The sequence below is a fragment of the Coralliovum pocilloporae genome (assembly GCF_030845175.1).
Taxonomy (GTDB): domain Bacteria; phylum Pseudomonadota; class Alphaproteobacteria; order Rhizobiales; family Cohaesibacteraceae; genus Coralliovum; species Coralliovum pocilloporae.
On sequence record NZ_CP132542.1, the window covers coordinates 3,368,450 to 3,386,353 of the forward strand.

Genomic DNA, 17,904 nt, shown 5'->3' on the forward strand with positions numbered 1-17,904 from the left:
GAACGGGAACAGAATGGACGGAATGTATGGGACTGAACCCTCAGCAAGGTCTTGCCCCATGAGCGCACACACTCTCGCCATCGATTTTGGAACATCCAACTCAGCGGTCGCGATTTCCACGCCGGATGGTATCCGCCGAATTAAACTGGAAGGGATGTCTGACACCCTGCCAACCGCTGTGTTCTTCCCAACAGGTGGCGGCGCATTGAAGATCGGCAATGCAGCCACAGATGCCTTTATCAATGGGGCAGATGGTCGTTACATGAGAGCCCTGAAAAGCGTTCTGGGTCAGCCTCTGGCTCACGAAAAACGGCTCATCAGCGGACGCTATCACACCATAAGCGGTATTATCACCGACTTCCTGACCACGTTGCGTGAGCGCTCTGAGCAGGAAACGGGGCAGCGCTTCACCAAAGCGCTTTCCGGCAGGCCGGTTCACTTCCATTCCGCCAATGCTGACAAAGACAAGCAGGCGGAAGATGATCTGCGCGCCTGCTATCTGGCAGCAGGCTTTGATGAAGTCTCCTTTCTGGCAGAACCCGAAGCCGCAGCAATCGCCAGTCATAATCAGGCCGGTGGCTGCGACCTCGGCCTGATCGTCGATATCGGCGGGGGTACGTCCGATTTTTCGGTCTTTCGCAGCCACAATGACAGGCCGGAGATTATCGCCAGTCACGGCATCCGCCTCGGCGGTACAGATTTTGATCAGGCCATCTCAGTCGCTCACGCCATGCCGTTGCTCGGTCTTGGCGGACAATTGCAAAGACCCATGGGTGCAGGGCTTCTGCCTGTTCCCAAAGCTCCCTATATGGACCTGGCCACATGGTCACAGATCCCGTTTCTCTACACACCGGAAATGCGTCGCATGGTGGCCGACATGATCCGGCATGCTGTTGAGCCCCAAAAGATGATGCGCCTTGGCGATGTGATCGAAATGGAACTCGGACATGATCTGGCATTCGCCGTCGAGCACGGCAAAATTGACGTCAACAACACCCGAGAAACCTGTCCCATTGCACTGGGTTTTATTGAGGCAAACCTGTCACAGGCTCTGGCTCCAGAAGGTCTTGATACAGCGCTCGACCAGCACAGCACCCAATTGCGGCAGGCCGCCAGTGATACGCTGACCATGGCAGAGATTGAGCCGGAACAGATTCAGCAGGTCATTCTCGTGGGTGGATCAAGTTTGATGAATCTTGTTTCAAGAGAAATGAAATATCTTTGCATCAACGCAGAGATGGCTCGCTCTGAAGCCTTTACAGCCGTTGTAAACGGTCTCGCACTGGCCGCGTAAAAGCATCCAGAAGTCCGGTTCATTTCATTGATCACACATCACAACCACACCTAACCGGTGGTTAGCTATTTTCATCTTGGCTTTGGAGCCATTTATAATAGGGTTCTGGTAATAAAGCACCAGACCTTTAGCCTGACTTGGCGGCAGTGCTTTAAGAGTTTGTTTCTAAGCGAGCTTTTATCTGAAAAATCTATCAACTTTTCAGAAGCACGCTGTAGTGTCAGAACCCTGATTTATTTGGGATAGACTCGAAATAACGCTTATCAATGGAAGCCGGTTTTCATGAACAGAACCCTTGAAATCCTTGAGCAACTGATCAGGTTTGACACGGTATCGGCAAACTCCAATCTTAAGCTGGTCAGCTGGGTCGAAGCCTTTCTGAAGGACTGCGGGTTCAAGGTTCAGCGCATCCCGTCACCCTGCGGAGAGAAGGCGGGGCTATATGCCGAACGGGGACCTGCGGGGCCAGGTATCCTGCTGTCAGCTCATACAGATGTGGTTCCGGTCGCCGGACAGGAGTGGACCCGCGATCCCTTCCGTCTGACACAGGAAGACGAACGCCTCTATGGTCGCGGCACCACAGATATGAAAGGCTATGTGGCCAGCGTGCTGGCCGTTGCGGAACGGGCATCACAGGCCCAACTGTCTGAGCCGCTGAAGATCGCTCTATCGTATGATGAAGAAGTCGGTTGCGTTGGCATTCGTGAGATGCTCGACAGACTTGCTCCGATGCTGGGCAAACCCCGCGCCTGTTTTGTCGGGGAACCGACGGAGATGCAGGTCGCTGTCGGCCACAAAGGCAAGGCCGCCCTGCGAGCCACATGCCACGGTCAGAATGGTCATTCAGCGCTGGCCCCTGAGTTTGTCAATGCGCTTCATCTGGCAACGGACTTCATAACAGAACTCAGAGCTCTTCAGGACGACCTGGCTAGAACCGGCGCACATGACGCGGCCTATAGTGTGCCCTACACGACAGTGCATGTTGGAAAACTCACCGGCGGTCTGGCGCTTAATATCGTCCCAGATCAGGCCGAATTGCTCTTCGAATACCGCCATCTCGCTGCTGACGATCCTGATGATATTCTAAATCGGATCAGATCCGCTGCAGAACGTGTCAGTCAGCAGTATCGCACACGCTGGTCAGAAGCGCGTATAGAGGTGGATCAATATAATGCTTATCCAGGCCTCGATACTGAGGTAGCAAGCCCGGTGATCTGTCACGCCCAGAAACTGGCCCGGCGGAATGACACGACCAAGGTCGCTTTTGGCACTGAAGCCGGATTCTTTGACCGGCTGGGCATTCCCACGATTGTCTGCGGTCCCGGATCGATGGAGGGGCAGGGACATAAGCCAGACGAATATCTCTCGCTCAGTCAGCTTAATGCCTGTGATGCCATGATGGACCGAATCCTTGAGGATCTGCGTCAATAACAGCAGGCCCCATTCCATGTTAGCCGCACCCCAAGCAAGGCTTTAGAAAATGATATTTATCGCCCGTCAAGAACGCCTCTAGACTGCAATCCATGTTGATACTGCGATCCATCGGTCGGAGTGTGCTAAGGGGATGAAACATGCCGATTGAGAAAATTGACACGCTGGTTGTTGGTGCTGGTCAGGCGGGTATCGCCGTAAGCGAACACCTGAGCAATAACAATGTCCCCCATCTTATTCTCGAGAAAAACAGGGTCGCCGAAGCATGGCGCTCCGGTCGCTGGGACGGGTTGGTTGCCAATGGCCCGGCATGGCATGATCGTTTTCCAAATCTCCAGTTTGAAGACTGCGACCCGGACAGCTTCCCCTCAAAAGAACGGGTTGCAGATTACCTCAACGACTATGCGAAGATGATTAAAGCGCCCATCAGGACCGGTATTGAAGTGACCAGCGCCAAACGTCTGCCGGGTCAGGGCGGTTTTCTTGTCGAGACCTCTGATGGCTCCATTGAAGCAAACCGGATTGTCGCTGCAACGGGCGCTTTTCAACATCCGGTCATCCCGCCTGTCGTTCCTTCAGAAACTGCAGTCGAGCAGCTCCATTCATTCTATTACCGGAATCCCCGGCAATTGCCGGACGGTGCGGTTATGGTCGTCGGGGCCGGATCATCCGGCGCACAGATCGCTGATGAGCTCAACCGTGCGGGTCGCAAAGTCTTCCTGTCTATTGGCCCGCATGATCGTCCACCACGCAGCTATCGCGGGCGCGACTTTGTCTGGTGGCTGGGCGTTCTCGGGCTTTGGGATCTCGCGGCAATGGAGCCAGGCAAAGAGCATGTCACCATATCGGTGAGTGGTGCTTATGGCGGCAGAACCATGGATTTCCGACGCCTGGCAGGTGAGGGAGTCACACTGCTTGGCATGACACAGTCATTTGCTAATGGCACATTGAGCTTTGCTGAGGACCTGAAGGACAATATCGCGAACGGCGATGCTGACTACACAAAGATGCTGGATGCAGCAGACGCTTATGTGGCCCGGACGGGAATAGACCTGCCGGAAGAGCCGGAAGCCCGGAAAACGTGGCCGGATCCGGATTGCCTGACCAACCCGATCAAAGAACTGAACCTGGCCGAAGAAGGCATTACGTCCATCATCTGGGCAACAGGGTTCCGCCAGGACTTCAGCTGGATGCATGTGGATGCCTTCGACGATCGCGGGGCGCCGGTGCACCAGCGCGGTGTTTCTTCAGAACCGGGGATCTATTTCCTCGGGCTCCCCTGGCAATCCCGGCGTGGCTCAACCTTTATCTGGGGCGTCTGGCACGACGCCAAGCACATCGCTGATCAAATCGCGATCCAGCGCATGTATCAGGATTACCGTGCGCCTTCCGAGCGCAACAGCGAAGCAGCAGAATAACCTTACCGTCGAACAGGACATGGACATGGCGCATACCAGAATTCGCAAATTCAACACCAAGGATACCTATCCAGAGCAGAACCTGGACAATGACCTGTGTCAGGCGGTTGTCACCCATGGCGGCAAGACTGTTTATCTCCGCGGCCAGTGCCCACAGAACCTGGATGACGCGGTGAATATCGACAGCCATGATCCGGTCGAGCAAACCCATAAGGTGATGCAGAACATCAAACAGCTGATTGAAGAAGCCGGTGGCAGTATGGAGCACCTGGTCAAGGTGGTGGTTTATATTACCGATGTACGTCACCGGGAAGCCGTATACCGGACCATGGGTGAATATATCAAAGGCGTTTATCCCTGTTCCACCGGTCTTGTGGTTCAGGCTCTAGCCCGACCCGAATGGCTGGTAGAAATCGACGGAACGGCCGTCATTCCAGACTGAACGCAAACTGAAACCGGATCTGATTGATGACCTTTTCTCTCGTCGCACGATGTGCTGAAACCGGCATGTTCGGCCTTGCCATCTCATCCTCATCACCGGCCGTGGCTGCCCGTTGTTCGTTTGCCCGGGCCGGGGTAGGGGCCGTTGCTTCCCAGAATGTCACAGATCCGAGCCTCGGTCCGCTGGCACTTGATCTGATGGAACAGGGCCTTTCGGCCCCGGAGGCCGTGGAGCAGGTTCGCCAGCAGGGCAGGTTCATTGAGTATCGTCAGGTTCTCGCCGTGGACAGCCAGGGCAGAACCGCAATCCATTCCGGACCGAATTCGCTGGGAATCTGGACACAGGCACAGGCCGAGAACGTCGCTTCAGGCGGCAACCTTCTGGCAAATGACGGCATCCCTCAGGCGATCGTCGACGGGTTCCTGTCCTCAGACGGCCATATCGGAGACCGGCTGATTGCCGCAATGCATGCCGGGCTTGCTGCCGGGGGTGAGGCCGGACCGGTTCACTCCGCCGGTATGAAAATCGTCGACAAAGTAAGCTGGCCCGTTGCAGACCTGCGCTGTGACTGGACGGAAGACTGCCCGATTGAAGCCATCGCCACGGCCTGGGACGTCTACAAGCCGCAGCTTGACGCCTACATCCAGCGCGCCCTGGACCCGCGCGAGGCACCATCCTATGGCGTTCCGGGGGATGAATGAGGATAGTAGCAAGACCGATAAAACAGGTTTGAAACAGACAAACACGCTGATCATGATATTTTTCCCCAGATCGAAAATCAGGGCTTGAAAAAAAGAGCCTTAGATCGCATAAGGGCTTTGCTGGAGGGGTGGCCGAGTGGTTTAAGGCACCGGTCTTGAAAACCGGCGTGCGTGAGAGCGTACCGTGGGTTCGAATCCCACCCCCTCCGCCACTATTTCACTCACGGCAGTTTCGCTTTGCTCAACGCCTCCGCGGGGGCGACCTGACCGGTCGGCGGCCAGTCCGCCTTACGAACCTTCTGGGTTTGGAATGTTCCCGTGATGCTCCGTCTTTTTTCACTCACAGCAGTCAGACCTCGCTCAACATCTCCTTGGATCTGCCTTTCCTAGAGCTTGCTCATTCAGAGCTCCTGAAACTGTTTGTGTTTGGTCACCAAACAGTCTTACAGAGCACAATCCCTAAGGAAACCACACCTCAGCTCAATACTGAAAGGAACAGGATTTACAGCAGCTTCACGCTCTTCCATTCGCAAATTACAACATGCTTAGTGGAATTATTATTGCCAACAATACAGGTTGATGAATCAAATAAATCAGTAAACTTCGTTTTCCAAGCCATACAATTGATTGAACGCATGCGTTGTTCTTCGGAAGGATGCACCATTGACTGATATTTTCTTGTACCAAGCAAAATTTAGTAATTGCCATTCCAATTAATGTTAGACCTAACCAGGGAAATACCGGAAAAAAGTCGTTACTAGCAGGAGGCGATTCAGAGAAGCCAATCCATGCAAACCAGCGTGAATCAAACGCAGATGTTGAGTAGTAAAAAGGCAGCAAAAATACAATTACTCCAGCGATCAGCGTGATATGCATCGACAAACGCAAGAAGGCCAACCCAACCAGACTAGAAACCGTAATTGAGTGTAATATTCCGAAGTATATAAAGCTGGTTGGAAAAGTGATTAATGTCAGTAGCGAAATTGCGAATGCGGCGATCAGTAAGATTGATATCCGCTTTATGTATGCAATCAAATTCAAATGATTGGGGTGTGCCAGGACCAGATTTATGCCAACAACCAACATAAAGGTCCCTGCCAATATCCGTCCAAAACCTAGCCAAATTGGATGAAAAGCTAATCCTGCAACAAAACCAACAAACTCCAAATCCCAAACCAAGTGAAATAACACCACACCAAGTATCGCCATACCCTTTAGTGCATCAATTTCATCTATTCTATAATTCATAAAAATAATCCATTATAAAATAATAATATATTTAATTAATTATGCGATCTTTAAATATAAAATATTAAATTAATTTAGTCACAATTTAGACACAAATTATCATGTAGAGCAAAATCACTATTATTTAGGTAGTAACGATAATCAATATAATAGAAATTATAACACTGACTTCTTTTTAAATCAAAAAAGGAAAAAATAGCCTCAGCATCCGCTTTAGACGTTAGTTCATTATATGCCTTTGCTATATGGGGATAATATCCTCTGGCGACGGAGGACAGCATCTCAACGCACTACGTGGTGTCGTGTTTCCTCCATCGAGCAATCCACCCCGCAAACTGCATTGAAGCTTTCGCAGCATTCACTCTCTCATGGCAGCCCTGGCGCAATATAGGCTGTCTTTGCACCAATAGCCCTGACCCAGTCACGAACGCTTTGCGCAATGGACTCTGGACCAATCAAAAGGGGGAAGTGCAGTTATTCGTCACTTCCCAAATGTAGAAGCCGTTCCTGTGCGCTATAACCAAAGGGGAGGAGATCGATACAGACACAGAAACGGCTTCACATTTTTGCGCCCCGAAAGACGCAGGCTTGGGAGGCTTCAGAGAAGCCGACCTTATAAAAGCATGAACCATGCCAGCTTTGGGAAGCGGGATATCCCATTGTTTTACAACAATTATACTATTTTACCGCATCACCTCACGGCTTCCTGACCGCCTGCAAAATGCACAATTGCTCAAGATTTGTGCGTTGCACACAAACACTCCCTGACGGACAGAGTGCCGGTCAATCGAAACTGCTTGCACCGTGTTTTTTCAGGCGTATGATGGCGGCACATTGTGAGGTTGAGTCCCCGGCCTGGCTGGAATCTCTGCGTTTAAACGCATGTTAAGGCGTTTCATGTAGTGTGAATGGTCAGCAGGGGATTGCTTGGCCCGTTGGGGAACAGGCCAGCACCGCTTGAAGACAACGATCTTCAGTGTATCGAGTAGGCGGGATGACAGGGTTTACAAACATGACGGGACGCCACGAAAAGGCAGGGAAAGCGCGTGTGCCAGCGCTTCGTTCAGCACTGGCTGTATTGGCCTGTGTTTCTATTGCAGCCTGTTCATCAGGTCCCAAGGTGGCATCTGTCGACAAGAAATACGGCGTAACAGCCAGTCCTCGTGTTGTCGCCGCCAACAAGAAAATCCCGCGTGGCGGAGGCAGACGTCAGGTTGGCAAGCCTTACAAGATTGCCGGGCGCTGGTATCATCCGAAAGAAGATCCGAATTACAGCCGTGTCGGACAGGCCTCCTGGTACGGAGAGGCCTTTCATGGCCGCCTGACGGCCAATGGCGAAATTTTCGACATGAACACGCTGACGGCAGCCCACACCACCATGCCGTTGCCGTCCTATGCCCGCGTCACCAATCTGAGCAATGGCCGTTCGGTCATCGTTCGGGTGAACGACCGCGGACCGTTTGCCCATGACCGCGAGATTGACCTGTCCAAGCGCACTGCTGAAGTGCTGGATTTCAAACACAAGGGCCTGGCCAAGGTCAAAGTCGAATATGTGGGACAGGCTCGTCTGGATGGTCAGGATCAGGCCTTCCTTCTGGCATCAATCCGGGGGCCGGGTCAGAAACCGGCCACATTGTTCGCCGGTCTCCATACGGTGCCGACCGGGCCGGTTCCAACACCTCCAACACGGCCTTATCTGGTGGATGGCAACCCGTTTGATCCGTCCGTATACACAGCGCTCGCCTCAAGAGAGCCCATCGAACGGACCCGTCTGGCATCCTTCGATCCCTATAATGCGGATGGGGTCGACGAACCGCTTGTTCGCACGGCAGGGCTTTATTATGCCGCACCGGCTCGCGTGAGCGATGCCCATCAGGTGATGGATGAAATGGTCAGGGAAACAAGGGCATTTCAGACGTCTTTCTGCGCGCAGACTTCTGTTCAGCGGTTTGTAAAAGGCGAAACCTGCCAGTAATCCATTCTGCCGGGTCATCTCATTGCGGCGCAAACGCAATCGTGAGCATAGCTTGCGGTTGTCCTGATAGCTCAGGCCTGCTACTCCTTACCCTAAGGGAGGTTGGTTATGGGCAAAAAAGCTGTTTTGCTAGAGCACATTACAACACAGGCGATCACAAGAATGCTTGTCGCAGCAGCCATTGTCATGATGTCTGCAACACTTGCTCTTTCTCAAACCTTCAGCACCCGGGCCAAACACGCGTTTCTCTACGATGTGGACACGGGCACTGCTCTTTTCACCAAAGATGCAGATGCGCCCATGCCACCAGCCAGCATGGCCAAGCTGATGACTGTGGCCGTCGTCTTCGACATGCTGAAAAAGGGCGAACTCACTCTGGATGATGAGTTTCTCATTAGTGAGAATGCCTGGCGACGGGGCGGTGCCAGCTCCGGCGGTTCAACCATGTTCGCCAAGCTGGACAGTTCTGTCAGACTTGAAGATCTGCTGCGCGGCATCATCGTGCAATCAGGAAATGACGCCTGCATTGCCGTTGCTGAAGGCATTTCCGGCAGTGAGTGGAGCTTTGCCGACCGGATGAATGAGCTAGCCAAGGAAATCGGCATGACCGGTTCCCAGTTTCAGAACTCCACCGGCCTGCCTGATCCTGCGCAATATGTCACCGCGCGTGACCTGGCCACCCTGGCAGAATATCTGATCCGGGAGCATCCCGACTATTACAACATGTTCGGCGAACCCGAATTTACCTGGAACAAGATCAAGCAATATAACCGGAACCCGCTTCTGTCGCTCGGTATTGGTGCAGATGGTCTTAAAACCGGTTTCACCAAGGAGTCAGGCTATGGCCTGACAGGATCCGTTCTCCGCTCCGGCCAGCGGCTTATTCTTGTGGTCAACGGCCTGAAGACGAGAAAGCAACGGGCTGAGGAATCCCAGAAAATTCTCACATGGGGCTTCCGGGCCTTTCGCTCCATAACCCTGTTTGAAGACGGTGAGACTGTTGGCGAAGCCCGCGTTTTTGGTGGTGACAAACGCAAGGTAGCCTTGCGGGCAGAGGGTGCATTGAAACTGCTTGTCCCGCAGGCAGATCGTCACAAATTGCGCGCCAGGATCACATTTGAAGGCCCTGTACCTGCACCCGTTTCAGAGGGTGATCAGATCGGTGCCCTGAAAGTTTGGACCGGGGACAAGCTGGTTCAGGAAACTCCGCTTTATGCTGCCGAAGATATCGGCTCAGGAACGCTTTCCCAAAGAGCGCTTGATGGGTTACAAGAATTGCTTCTTGGATGGATATAGGCCGATTCCATGACAGCAAAGGCGGGGGCCGGATTAACACAAGCGGCCCAACCCTCAACTAGGTCCTCCCGACGGATTGCCCGCGGACAGTTCATTACGTTTGAAGGCGGAGAAGGCGTCGGGAAAAGCACCCAGATCCAGCTTTTGGCAGATCGTCTGCAAAAAGCCGGGATTACTGTGGTGCAGACCAGAGAACCGGGCGGATCACCAGCCGCTGAAGTTGTTCGCGAGGTCCTGCTGAGTGGAGCGGCCCAGCAGTTCGGCGAAGATACAGAAGCTATTCTGTTTGCCGCTGCGCGAGCTGATCACGTCTCAACCCGGATCAAACCGGCCCTGAATGTCGGCTATTGGGTTCTGTGCGATCGGTTCATCGATTCAACCCGCGCCTATCAGGGGGGCGACACCAAACGCAAAGCTCTTCTGGATACGCTTGAGAGAACGGCCATTGACGGGCTCAAACCAAACCTGACCTTCATTCTGGATCTGGACCCGAAGACAGGCCTGAGCCGCGCAGCAAAACGCGCGGATCTTGACCGGTTTGAGCAGGATGACCTCGCAGCTCACGAGGAACGTCGCCGGGTGTTTCTGGCTATTGCAAGGCGCGAGAAACGCCGATGCGTTGTTATCGATGCCGATCAGGAGATCAATAAGATAGCGGACGACATCTGGCAGGTGGTGAAAGATCGCTTCAAGCTGGAAGAGGGGACATCCGATGGCTGATCTCGCCCCTGATGATGACTATGATGCCCTTGAAGACATTCCATCTCCGCGTCACACAATGGCGTTGAAAGGCCATGAGGCCTCTGAGAAAATCTTCCTTGATGCCGTGCAGTCAGGCAAACTGCATCATGCCTGGCTGCTCACTGGCCCGAAAGGCATAGGCAAGGCCACCTTTGCCTATCGCGTGGCGCGGTTTCTGCTGAGTGGCGGCGAAGCAGAGCAGGGCATGTTTGACGACCTGAGCCTTGATGTTGACCAGGATCATCCTTCTGTTCACAAGATCTCAGCCGGTGCGCATCCCAATATTCTGAAACTGTCGAGACGATATGATCCGGAGCGCAAGCGCTTCACAACAACGATCCCCGTTGATGATGTGCGCAAAACCGTCGGTTTTTTCGGCTCAACCGCAGGCGAAGCCGGTTGGCGGATCTGTCTTGTCGATGCAGCCGATGATATGAATGCGGCTGCAGCCAACGCGCTGCTGAAGATACTGGAAGAGCCGCCGAAGCAATCAATCTTCCTCATCACCAGTCATGCACCGGGGCGCCTTTTGCCCACCATACGCTCCCGCTGCCGCCGTCTGCCATTCTCATCTCTGGATGATGACACCTTGAAATCCATCCTCGCAGATCTCGGGGCTCTGGACGGTGAAGACGACGACCATATTGCGGAAGCTATTGCCGCTGCTGATGGCAGTGTGAGAAAGGCAATTCTGTTTCTGAAGAATAACGGACCGGCTCTTGCACAATCCCTCTCGGTCATCATGCGGGCGCTACCAAACCCGCCCATTGACGCCGTACACCGCCTGGGTGATCTGGTCTCGGCCAGAGGCGCGGAAGAATCCTACGCCATTCTGATCGATCTGATCCTGCATCGCCTCAGCCATATGGTTCATGCAGGAAGCTCGGATCAGCCCGTTTCTGCGCTTGCCTCTTGGGCAGGGGTATGGGAAAAGACCACCCGTTCCGTCGCGCAGGCTGAAGCGCTGAATCTGGACAAGAAAGCCGTTATCCTGGGAATAATCAGAGACTTTCAGGATGCGTCCCGTTCCCTGTCCTCAGCGTAATGCTTCCGGAACATGGCCGTTTCATAACAGAAGCCCGGAAACCGGGCTGGTCTTGTGACCAAAAACCAAAAGAGTTCGTTTCGGATGTCGGAAAAGACCTTCTATATCACGACTGCGATTTCCTATCCCAATGGCGCACCGCATATCGGGCATGCCTATGAGGTGATTGCGACAGATGCAATCGCACGCTTCAAGAGATTGGATGGTTATCGTGTCCACTTCCTGACCGGAACTGATGAGCACGGCCAGAAGATGCACCAGACAGCCACCCAGCGAGGACTGACCGCGCGAGAATTTGCTGACGAACAGGCTCCGCTGTTCAAGGCCATGGTCAAGGCAGTCGGTGCATCAAATGATGATTTCATCCGGACAACGGAAGAGCGTCACTACAAGGCTTCTGCTGATATCTGGCAGCGTATGGCCGATAACGGCGATATTTATCTGGACAAATATGCTGGCTGGTACTCTGTCCGTGACGAGGCTTTTTATGCCGAGTCAGAGACTGAAGTCCGGGATGATGGCGTCCGCTATGGCCCACAGGGCTCTCCGGTTGAGTGGGTTGAGGAGGAAAGTTACTTCTTCCGTCTGTCCGCTTATCAGGACAAGCTCATGGAGCATTATGCCAACCATCCTGATTTTATCGGTCCGAGCGAACGTCGGAATGAGGTGGCCAGCTTTGTTAAGGGCGGCCTGAAGGACCTGTCCATTTCCCGTACCACATTTGACTGGGGCATTCCGGTTCCCGGTGACGAAAAACATGTGATGTATGTGTGGGTTGATGCGCTCACCAACTATCTGACGGCCACCGGTTATCCAGATCAGGAGAGCGATGGGTACAAGACCTTCTGGCCTGCCGATGTTCACGTCATTGGAAAAGACATTGTTCGCTTCCATGCCGTTTACTGGCCGGCTTTCCTGATGTCTGCCAACCTGCCTCTGCCCAAAAGGGTCTTCGGGCACGGCTTCCTGTTCAATCGCGGTGAGAAGATGTCCAAATCCGTGGGCAACGTGATCGACCCCCATGCGCTGATTGAAGAATACGGGCTCGATCAGGTCCGCTACTTCTTCCTGCGCGAGGTCCCGTTCGGTCAGGACGGCAATTACAGCCACGAAGCTATTGTCAACCGCACCAATGCAGACCTTGCCAACGATCTCGGCAATCTCGCACAGCGCTCTCTGTCCATGATTGCCAAGAATCTCGGCGGGGAGATGCCGGAACTCACCAGTCTTTCAGAGGCAGATCAGGCTATCCTGGCTGCAGCAGATGCTATCCTGCCGAAATGCCGTGAGGCTCTCGAAAGCCAGGCGCTTCATCATGCCTTGTCAGCCATCTGGTCTGTTGTTGCTGAAGCGAACCGCTATTTCGCTGGCGAGGAGCCATGGGCTCTGAAAAAGACCGACCCTGAGCGCATGGCGACTGTTCTGGGTGTCACTGCTGAGGTGGTCCGCAAGGTTGGCATTCTGGCACAGCCCTACATTCCGGGCTCATCCTCCCGGCTTCTCGATTGCCTCGCTGTTGGCGAAGATCAGCGCAGTTTTGCTCATCTTGATGAGACCGGTCGCGTTCCGGCCGGAACCGTTCTGCCCAAACCAAGCCCCGTTTTCCCGCGTTACGTGGAGAAAGAGACCGACTGATGCTGGTGGACAGCCATTGCCATCTGGACTTCCCGGATTTTGAATTCGAGTTGCCGGACATCATCGCACGCGCCGAAGACACAGGCATCAGGCGCATGGTGACCATTTCAACGCGGGTCAAGCAGTTTGACCGTATCCGTGCCATCGCGGAGCGGTTTGATCCGGTCTATTGTTCAGTCGGGACCCATCCACACAATGCTGATGAAGAGCTGGACATTGAAACCAGCGACCTGATCCGCCTGGCTGAACACCCGAAGGTGGTTGCCATCGGCGAAGCTGGTCTGGACTATTTCTACGACAAGTCTCCACGGGATGCTCAGGCAACCGGTTTCAGACGCCATATCGCAGCCGCTCGGGAAACCGGCCTGCCACTGGTCATTCATTCCCGCGATGCAGATGATGACATGATTGCCATTCTGGAAGACGAAACAGAGAAGGGGGCCTTTCCCGCTATTCTCCATTGTTTCTCATCCGGCAGGCGTCTGGCAGAGCGCGGTGTGGCGCTGGGTCTCTATGTCTCATTCTCCGGTATCCTGACGTTCAAGAAGTCAGAAGATATCAGATCCATTGCGGCAGACGTTCCAATGGACCGGTTGCTTGTAGAGACCGACGCCCCTTATCTGGCACCACCTCCCCATCGTGGCAAGCGCAACGAACCATCATATGTTGCGCATACGGCCAGGGTTCTTGCTGAGGTGAAAGGCGTGTCCGAAGAGGAAATCGCCCAACAGACGACCGAAAACTTCTTCAGACTTTTCAAAAAGGTCAGTTGTCCATGACACCTGAGGATCTGAAGCCGAAAAATCCGGGCCCTGATGAACTCAGGGTCACTATTCTTGGCTGCGGCTCTTCTCCGGGTGTTCCACGCCTTGGCAACGACTGGGGTGCCTGTGATCCCACAAACCCCAGAAACCGCCGTCGTCGCTGTGCACTCCTTGTTGAACGGTTCAGCACAGCCGGACGAACAGCCGTTCTCGTGGATACAGGACCAGACCTGCGCGAGCAATTGCTGACCACTGATCTGACTTGGCTGGATGGTGTTCTCTATACCCATGCTCATGCGGATCATCTTCACGGCATTGATGATCTCAGAACCTTTGCCATTCTCAACAGACGACGTGTGGACACCTATGCAGATGCGGCAACTGCAGAACGTATCTTCGCAGCTTTCGGCTATTGCTATGAGACGCCGGAAGGCAGCAGCTATCCACCCATTCTGACACACCATCAATTGACCGCCGGCAAGATGGTGACCATTGAGGGAGAGGGGGGCCCTATCCCCGTTCTGCCATTTGAACAGGTTCACGGCAGCATCATGTCACTCGGGTTCCGGTTTGGTGATCTCGCCTATTCAAGCGATATCAGTGATCTACCGGAAACATCATTTGATGCCGTCAGCAACCTGAATACCTGGATTGTCGATGCACTCCGGGATACTCCGCATCCAAGTCATTTCAGTGCAGATGAAGCTGTTGAATGGGCCAAACGGTTTCGCCCCAGTCACACCGTCCTGACACACATGCATATCGATCTGGACTACGCGACACTGCAGGCCAGACTACCCGATACCATAGAGCCGGCCTATGACGGCATGGTCCTGAAAGCATCACTCCGTTAGCGAAGCACATAATCATCCGGCAGAAGCGGTTCGGGAGCGGGATCACCCAGTGTTTCTGCCACTGAAATCTCGATTGTCCTGCACATGGCATCAAGCGGCAGTCCGTTCTCCACATTTGCAAACGGGTGCTCAAGTTCGTTGGTAACAGTCTGAAGACCAAAGAAAACATAAGCAACCACAGCTGCAAACAAGGGTGCAAACCAGCCCGTGGTCTCGATAAGCGCGAAAGGTAATAACGCGCAGTAGAGATAGGTGGTCCGTCGTACCAGAGGCGAATAGACGAACGGCAGAGGCGTGTTAGGGTCAAAACTCATTGCTCACGTCCATTCTGCGATAGTCATTTTTTCGTCCGGCGCGGCGGAGGTCCGCAGGAAACCTTCTGGTTTTCAAGGACCTCCAACAAAGCCGAGCGGTAAAATGGCCCCGCCCGTCGGGTTCATCAGGGAAGCGCAGCCTGACCACAAACAACAGCTTGAATAGGGTCCACCTGTCCTGCGCTCTTGTTTCTGCCCATTCTGTACTTCCCTGATGAACAGAATGGGCATGAGCAATGAGTCTTGGCCCTAAAATCCGTTCACATCCGGCCTGGGACATACCGATCGCTGACAATGTCTGCGCCATAGCCAATTGTCCGTATCCGCTGATCAGTTTCTGCTCACGCGCCCGCCGGAGGCGGCGGCCGATTGTCCGGAGCGCGGCGTCTGCAGCATTCCCTTGCTGTAGAAGGACCTCACCATCAGCTTCAGAAACCCATTTCACCACATCAGCCTTGACGGGGCAGGCTCGCAGGTAGCCACGGTGCAGATGTGCAAAGGCAGCTGAATGGGTCAGAACAAATCGTCTGGTATCATCATCACTGACAAACAGATCAAGCTGTCGGCCGAGCGTCCGGATATCACCAATCAGGGCGCCCCACAGTTTCCGCGCCTCCCACCAACGGTCATAGGCCGCATTATTGCGGAACCCCAGGAAAAGAGAGAGCGCCACACCAAAAACCCCCATTGCAGCTATCGAAATTCGGGGCAAGGAAACGAGCAGGCTATCAACCACAATGACGATGGTAGACAGAAGGGCAATGCCAAGGATCTTGCCGCCGATACGCGGCACGACCGAGCCTTTCATGACAAAGAAAAGTTCAAGAGATGACGGCTGCTTCATGACGATCATGGCGATCATCCTTCAGTTCCAGAAGAACCCGGACGGATTCAGACTTGCAGAGGCGGCTCGAGATGAGTATCGCCGACACAACGGATTGAAACTATGTTGAAAAAGCCGCTTTGTGATGCGTTCTCGACAAGCCACGCGAAACGCTCCCAGCGCAGGTTTGCTGCAGCTCTTGAAAGCGGATGGCCCTGGGTGTCCGTTCTCAGCCGAACTGGTCTATAGTGTCCTATCTGGCATAGGGATGATCAGCGAGGCTGCTATCGGGTTATGAGAAAGCACATCAAGACGGACAGACTGGATATTGCCTACCACGATACCGGACCTGAGAATGGGCCCGCTGTCATTCTGCTGCATGGCTTTCCTTATGATGCAAGCGCCTACTTTCAAGTGGCAGAAGCGCTTTCTGACGAGGGCCTCCGATGTATCATCCCGTATCTGCGCGGCTTCGGTGAAACGCGATTTCTGACAGCCAATATCATGCGCTCCGGACAACAGGCAGCAATTGCTCAGGATCTTCTGGATCTGATGAACACCTTGTCCATTAATCGTGCAGTCCTCGCAGGCTATGACTGGGGTGGCCGTGCTGCCTGCATAGTCTCCGCACTTTGGCCAGAACGCGTAACAGGCCTCGTGAGTTGCGGAGAAGGATACAATATCCAGAACATTCCAGCGGCGTCAGAACCAGCGTTTCCAGACGAAGAGCATCTGCTCTGGTATATCCACTATATGAACACCGAACGCGGTAGAAAGGGCCTGACGGCACATCGTGAGGCGTTTTGTCGAAAGCTATGGGTGCTCTGGTCGCCCAGTTGGGCTTTTGATGATGCGACATTCGCCAGAGCAGCTTTGTCCTTCGACAATCCGGATTTCATCGACATCGTCATTCATTCATATCGCCATCGGCTTGGAAATGCTCCAGGCGATCCGATTTACGCTGAGTTAGAACAGCAGCTGGCGAGGCAACCCAAGATCACCGTGCCAACCATCATTCTGCAGGGTCAGGATGATGGGGTCGACCCGCCATCTGCAAGCGCCATCAACAAAGCTCAATTCACATCTCTTATTCAAAGCGAGATTGTCCCAGGCACAGGCCATAATCTGCCGCAGGAGAGCCCGAAGAGCTTTGTGGAGGCCATTCTGACCATTCACCGACAGCACCTTTAGATTAAAGTGTAAAGCTCTTTTAGAACAGTAATCTGAGAAAGTTTCTTAAATGAATATCGCTATGTATGGAAATTGATTTTAAAATAAAAGTTCCATAATATATATTATGCGATAAATAGATGTAATCTCCCATGATACGCCAGATATCCAAAGGCATGCCTTCCCATACCCCGCCTCACTCAGACTAATCTCCAAATCAGCACTACTAGACCCACGCCGGAATGTAGTCCGGCACCAAGGCACATAAAGAAGCCTCAAATTTTGCAGGATGAGAACAACCCGGCAGCACAGATGCCTCAGACCCTGCTGCACCGCTACACATGACTGGATATCCAAACATCATCAGTTTGGGTAACGTCAAAGGTATAGACTGAGCAAGAGACAGACCCCATTTCAACAACCAAACAGCGCTATCACGCCACAAAACACATCATCCACAATATGAGATAACTCTGGCAGCCAACACGAATTCCACACGAGTCAAAACCGACCGTTCATCGGGTTCACTCATTATACGCAATTTCCTCGCTACAGCGTGCTTCTGAAAAGTTGATAGACTTTTCAGACAAAAGCTCACGCAAAAACAAACTCTTAAAGCACCGCCACCAATTCAGGTTAAAGGTCTGGTGTTTTAACAAAGGTTTGGGAGAAATACGGCTGGCTCTCAAAGGAATGCAGTGAAACCACGCAGTACAGTTACTCTCGCATGCCTGAAGCAATTTCTGTGACTGC

General features: G+C 53.4%; 16 protein-coding genes and 1 tRNA gene. 14 read left to right on the forward strand and 3 right to left on the reverse strand.

Going from position 1 to position 17,904, the window contains the following annotated elements; translation table 11 throughout:
* Positions 1 to 58 precede the first annotated feature (58 nt).
* The 6 genes from RA157_RS15245 (at position 59) to RA157_RS15270 (ending at position 5,498) form a co-directional block, all read left to right on the forward strand.
* Complete coding sequence (locus RA157_RS15245) at positions 59 to 1,294, forward strand: Hsp70 family protein (protein ID WP_350333979.1); 1,236 nt, start codon at positions 59 to 61, stop codon at positions 1,292 to 1,294.
* 282 nt (positions 1,295 to 1,576) lie between these two features.
* The gene (argE, locus tag RA157_RS15250) at positions 1,577 to 2,725 is read left to right on the forward strand and encodes an acetylornithine deacetylase (protein WP_350333980.1); all 1,149 of its coding nucleotides are present in this window, start codon (positions 1,577 to 1,579) and stop codon (positions 2,723 to 2,725) included.
* 140 nt (positions 2,726 to 2,865) lie between these two features.
* Positions 2,866 to 4,143 (forward strand): flavin-containing monooxygenase, encoded by a 1,278-nt coding sequence (locus RA157_RS15255; RefSeq protein ID WP_350333981.1) that lies wholly within the window; start codon positions 2,866 to 2,868, stop codon positions 4,141 to 4,143.
* A gap of 25 nt (positions 4,144 to 4,168) precedes the next feature.
* A complete protein-coding gene (locus tag RA157_RS15260) occupies positions 4,169 to 4,585 on the forward strand; it encodes a RidA family protein (protein WP_350333982.1) in 417 nt (138 codons plus the stop codon).
* 26 nt (positions 4,586 to 4,611) lie between these two features.
* Positions 4,612 to 5,286 (forward strand): DUF1028 domain-containing protein, encoded by a 675-nt coding sequence (locus RA157_RS15265; RefSeq protein WP_350333983.1) that lies wholly within the window; start codon positions 4,612 to 4,614, stop codon positions 5,284 to 5,286.
* Positions 5,287 to 5,408: 122 nt separating this feature from the next.
* Positions 5,409 to 5,498: transfer RNA gene (locus RA157_RS15270), tRNA-Ser, on the forward strand.
* Positions 5,499 to 5,820: 322 nt separating this feature from the next.
* Here the strand turns inward: RA157_RS15270 and RA157_RS15275 are convergent.
* Positions 5,821 to 6,534 carry a heparan-alpha-glucosaminide N-acetyltransferase gene (locus tag RA157_RS15275; protein ID WP_350333984.1) on the reverse strand — a complete coding sequence of 238 codons (714 nt, stop codon included), beginning with the start codon at positions 6,532 to 6,534 and terminating at the stop codon, positions 5,821 to 5,823.
* A 1,012-nt stretch (positions 6,535 to 7,546) separates the two neighbouring features.
* Here RA157_RS15275 and RA157_RS15280 point away from each other — a divergent pair.
* The 7 genes from RA157_RS15280 to RA157_RS15310 all read left to right on the forward strand — a co-directional run bounded on the left by RA157_RS15280 (position 7,547) and on the right by RA157_RS15310 (position 14,844).
* Positions 7,547 to 8,509: a septal ring lytic transglycosylase RlpA family protein gene (locus tag RA157_RS15280; RefSeq protein ID WP_350333985.1), complete on the forward strand. Its 963-nt coding sequence runs from the start codon at positions 7,547 to 7,549 to the stop codon at positions 8,507 to 8,509.
* A gap of 162 nt (positions 8,510 to 8,671) precedes the next feature.
* On the forward strand, positions 8,672 to 9,805 hold the full coding sequence (locus RA157_RS15285; protein WP_350333986.1) for a D-alanyl-D-alanine carboxypeptidase family protein: 1,134 nt from the start codon (positions 8,672 to 8,674) through the stop codon (positions 9,803 to 9,805).
* A 9-nt stretch (positions 9,806 to 9,814) separates the two neighbouring features.
* A complete protein-coding gene (gene tmk, locus RA157_RS15290) occupies positions 9,815 to 10,525 on the forward strand; it encodes a dTMP kinase (RefSeq protein ID WP_350333987.1) in 711 nt (236 codons plus the stop codon).
* A complete protein-coding gene (locus RA157_RS15295) occupies positions 10,518 to 11,591 on the forward strand; it encodes a DNA polymerase III subunit delta' (protein WP_350333988.1) in 1,074 nt (357 codons plus the stop codon). Before tmk ends, RA157_RS15295 begins: the two co-directional genes overlap by 8 nt.
* Before the next feature lie 84 nt (positions 11,592 to 11,675).
* Positions 11,676 to 13,226, forward strand: a complete 1,551-nt coding sequence (gene metG, locus RA157_RS15300; protein WP_350333989.1) for a methionine--tRNA ligase — start codon at positions 11,676 to 11,678, stop codon at positions 13,224 to 13,226.
* The gene (locus tag RA157_RS15305) at positions 13,226 to 14,005 is read left to right on the forward strand and encodes a TatD family hydrolase (protein ID WP_350333990.1); all 780 of its coding nucleotides are present in this window, start codon (positions 13,226 to 13,228) and stop codon (positions 14,003 to 14,005) included. The genes metG and RA157_RS15305 overlap by 1 nt, the downstream gene beginning before the upstream one ends.
* On the forward strand, positions 14,002 to 14,844 hold the full coding sequence (locus RA157_RS15310) for an MBL fold metallo-hydrolase (RefSeq protein WP_350333991.1): 843 nt from the start codon (positions 14,002 to 14,004) through the stop codon (positions 14,842 to 14,844). The genes RA157_RS15305 and RA157_RS15310 overlap by 4 nt, the downstream gene beginning before the upstream one ends.
* On the opposite strand, the gene RA157_RS15315 is transcribed toward RA157_RS15310, so the two are convergent.
* Both RA157_RS15315 and RA157_RS15320 read right to left on the reverse strand, forming a co-directional pair.
* Positions 14,841 to 15,158, reverse strand: a complete 318-nt coding sequence (locus RA157_RS15315; protein ID WP_350333992.1) for a bestrophin family protein — start codon at positions 15,156 to 15,158, stop codon at positions 14,841 to 14,843. The genes RA157_RS15310 and RA157_RS15315 overlap by 4 nt on opposite strands.
* Positions 15,148 to 16,011: a bestrophin family protein gene (locus tag RA157_RS15320; RefSeq protein WP_350333993.1), complete on the reverse strand. Its 864-nt coding sequence runs from the start codon at positions 16,009 to 16,011 to the stop codon at positions 15,148 to 15,150. The genes RA157_RS15315 and RA157_RS15320 overlap by 11 nt, the downstream gene beginning before the upstream one ends.
* A 264-nt stretch (positions 16,012 to 16,275) precedes the next feature.
* On the opposite strand from RA157_RS15320, the gene RA157_RS15325 reads away from it, so the two are divergent.
* Entirely contained in the window at positions 16,276 to 17,172 is an 897-nt protein-coding gene (locus RA157_RS15325; protein ID WP_350333994.1) for an alpha/beta fold hydrolase, read from the forward strand.
* Positions 17,173 to 17,904 lie beyond the last annotated feature (732 nt).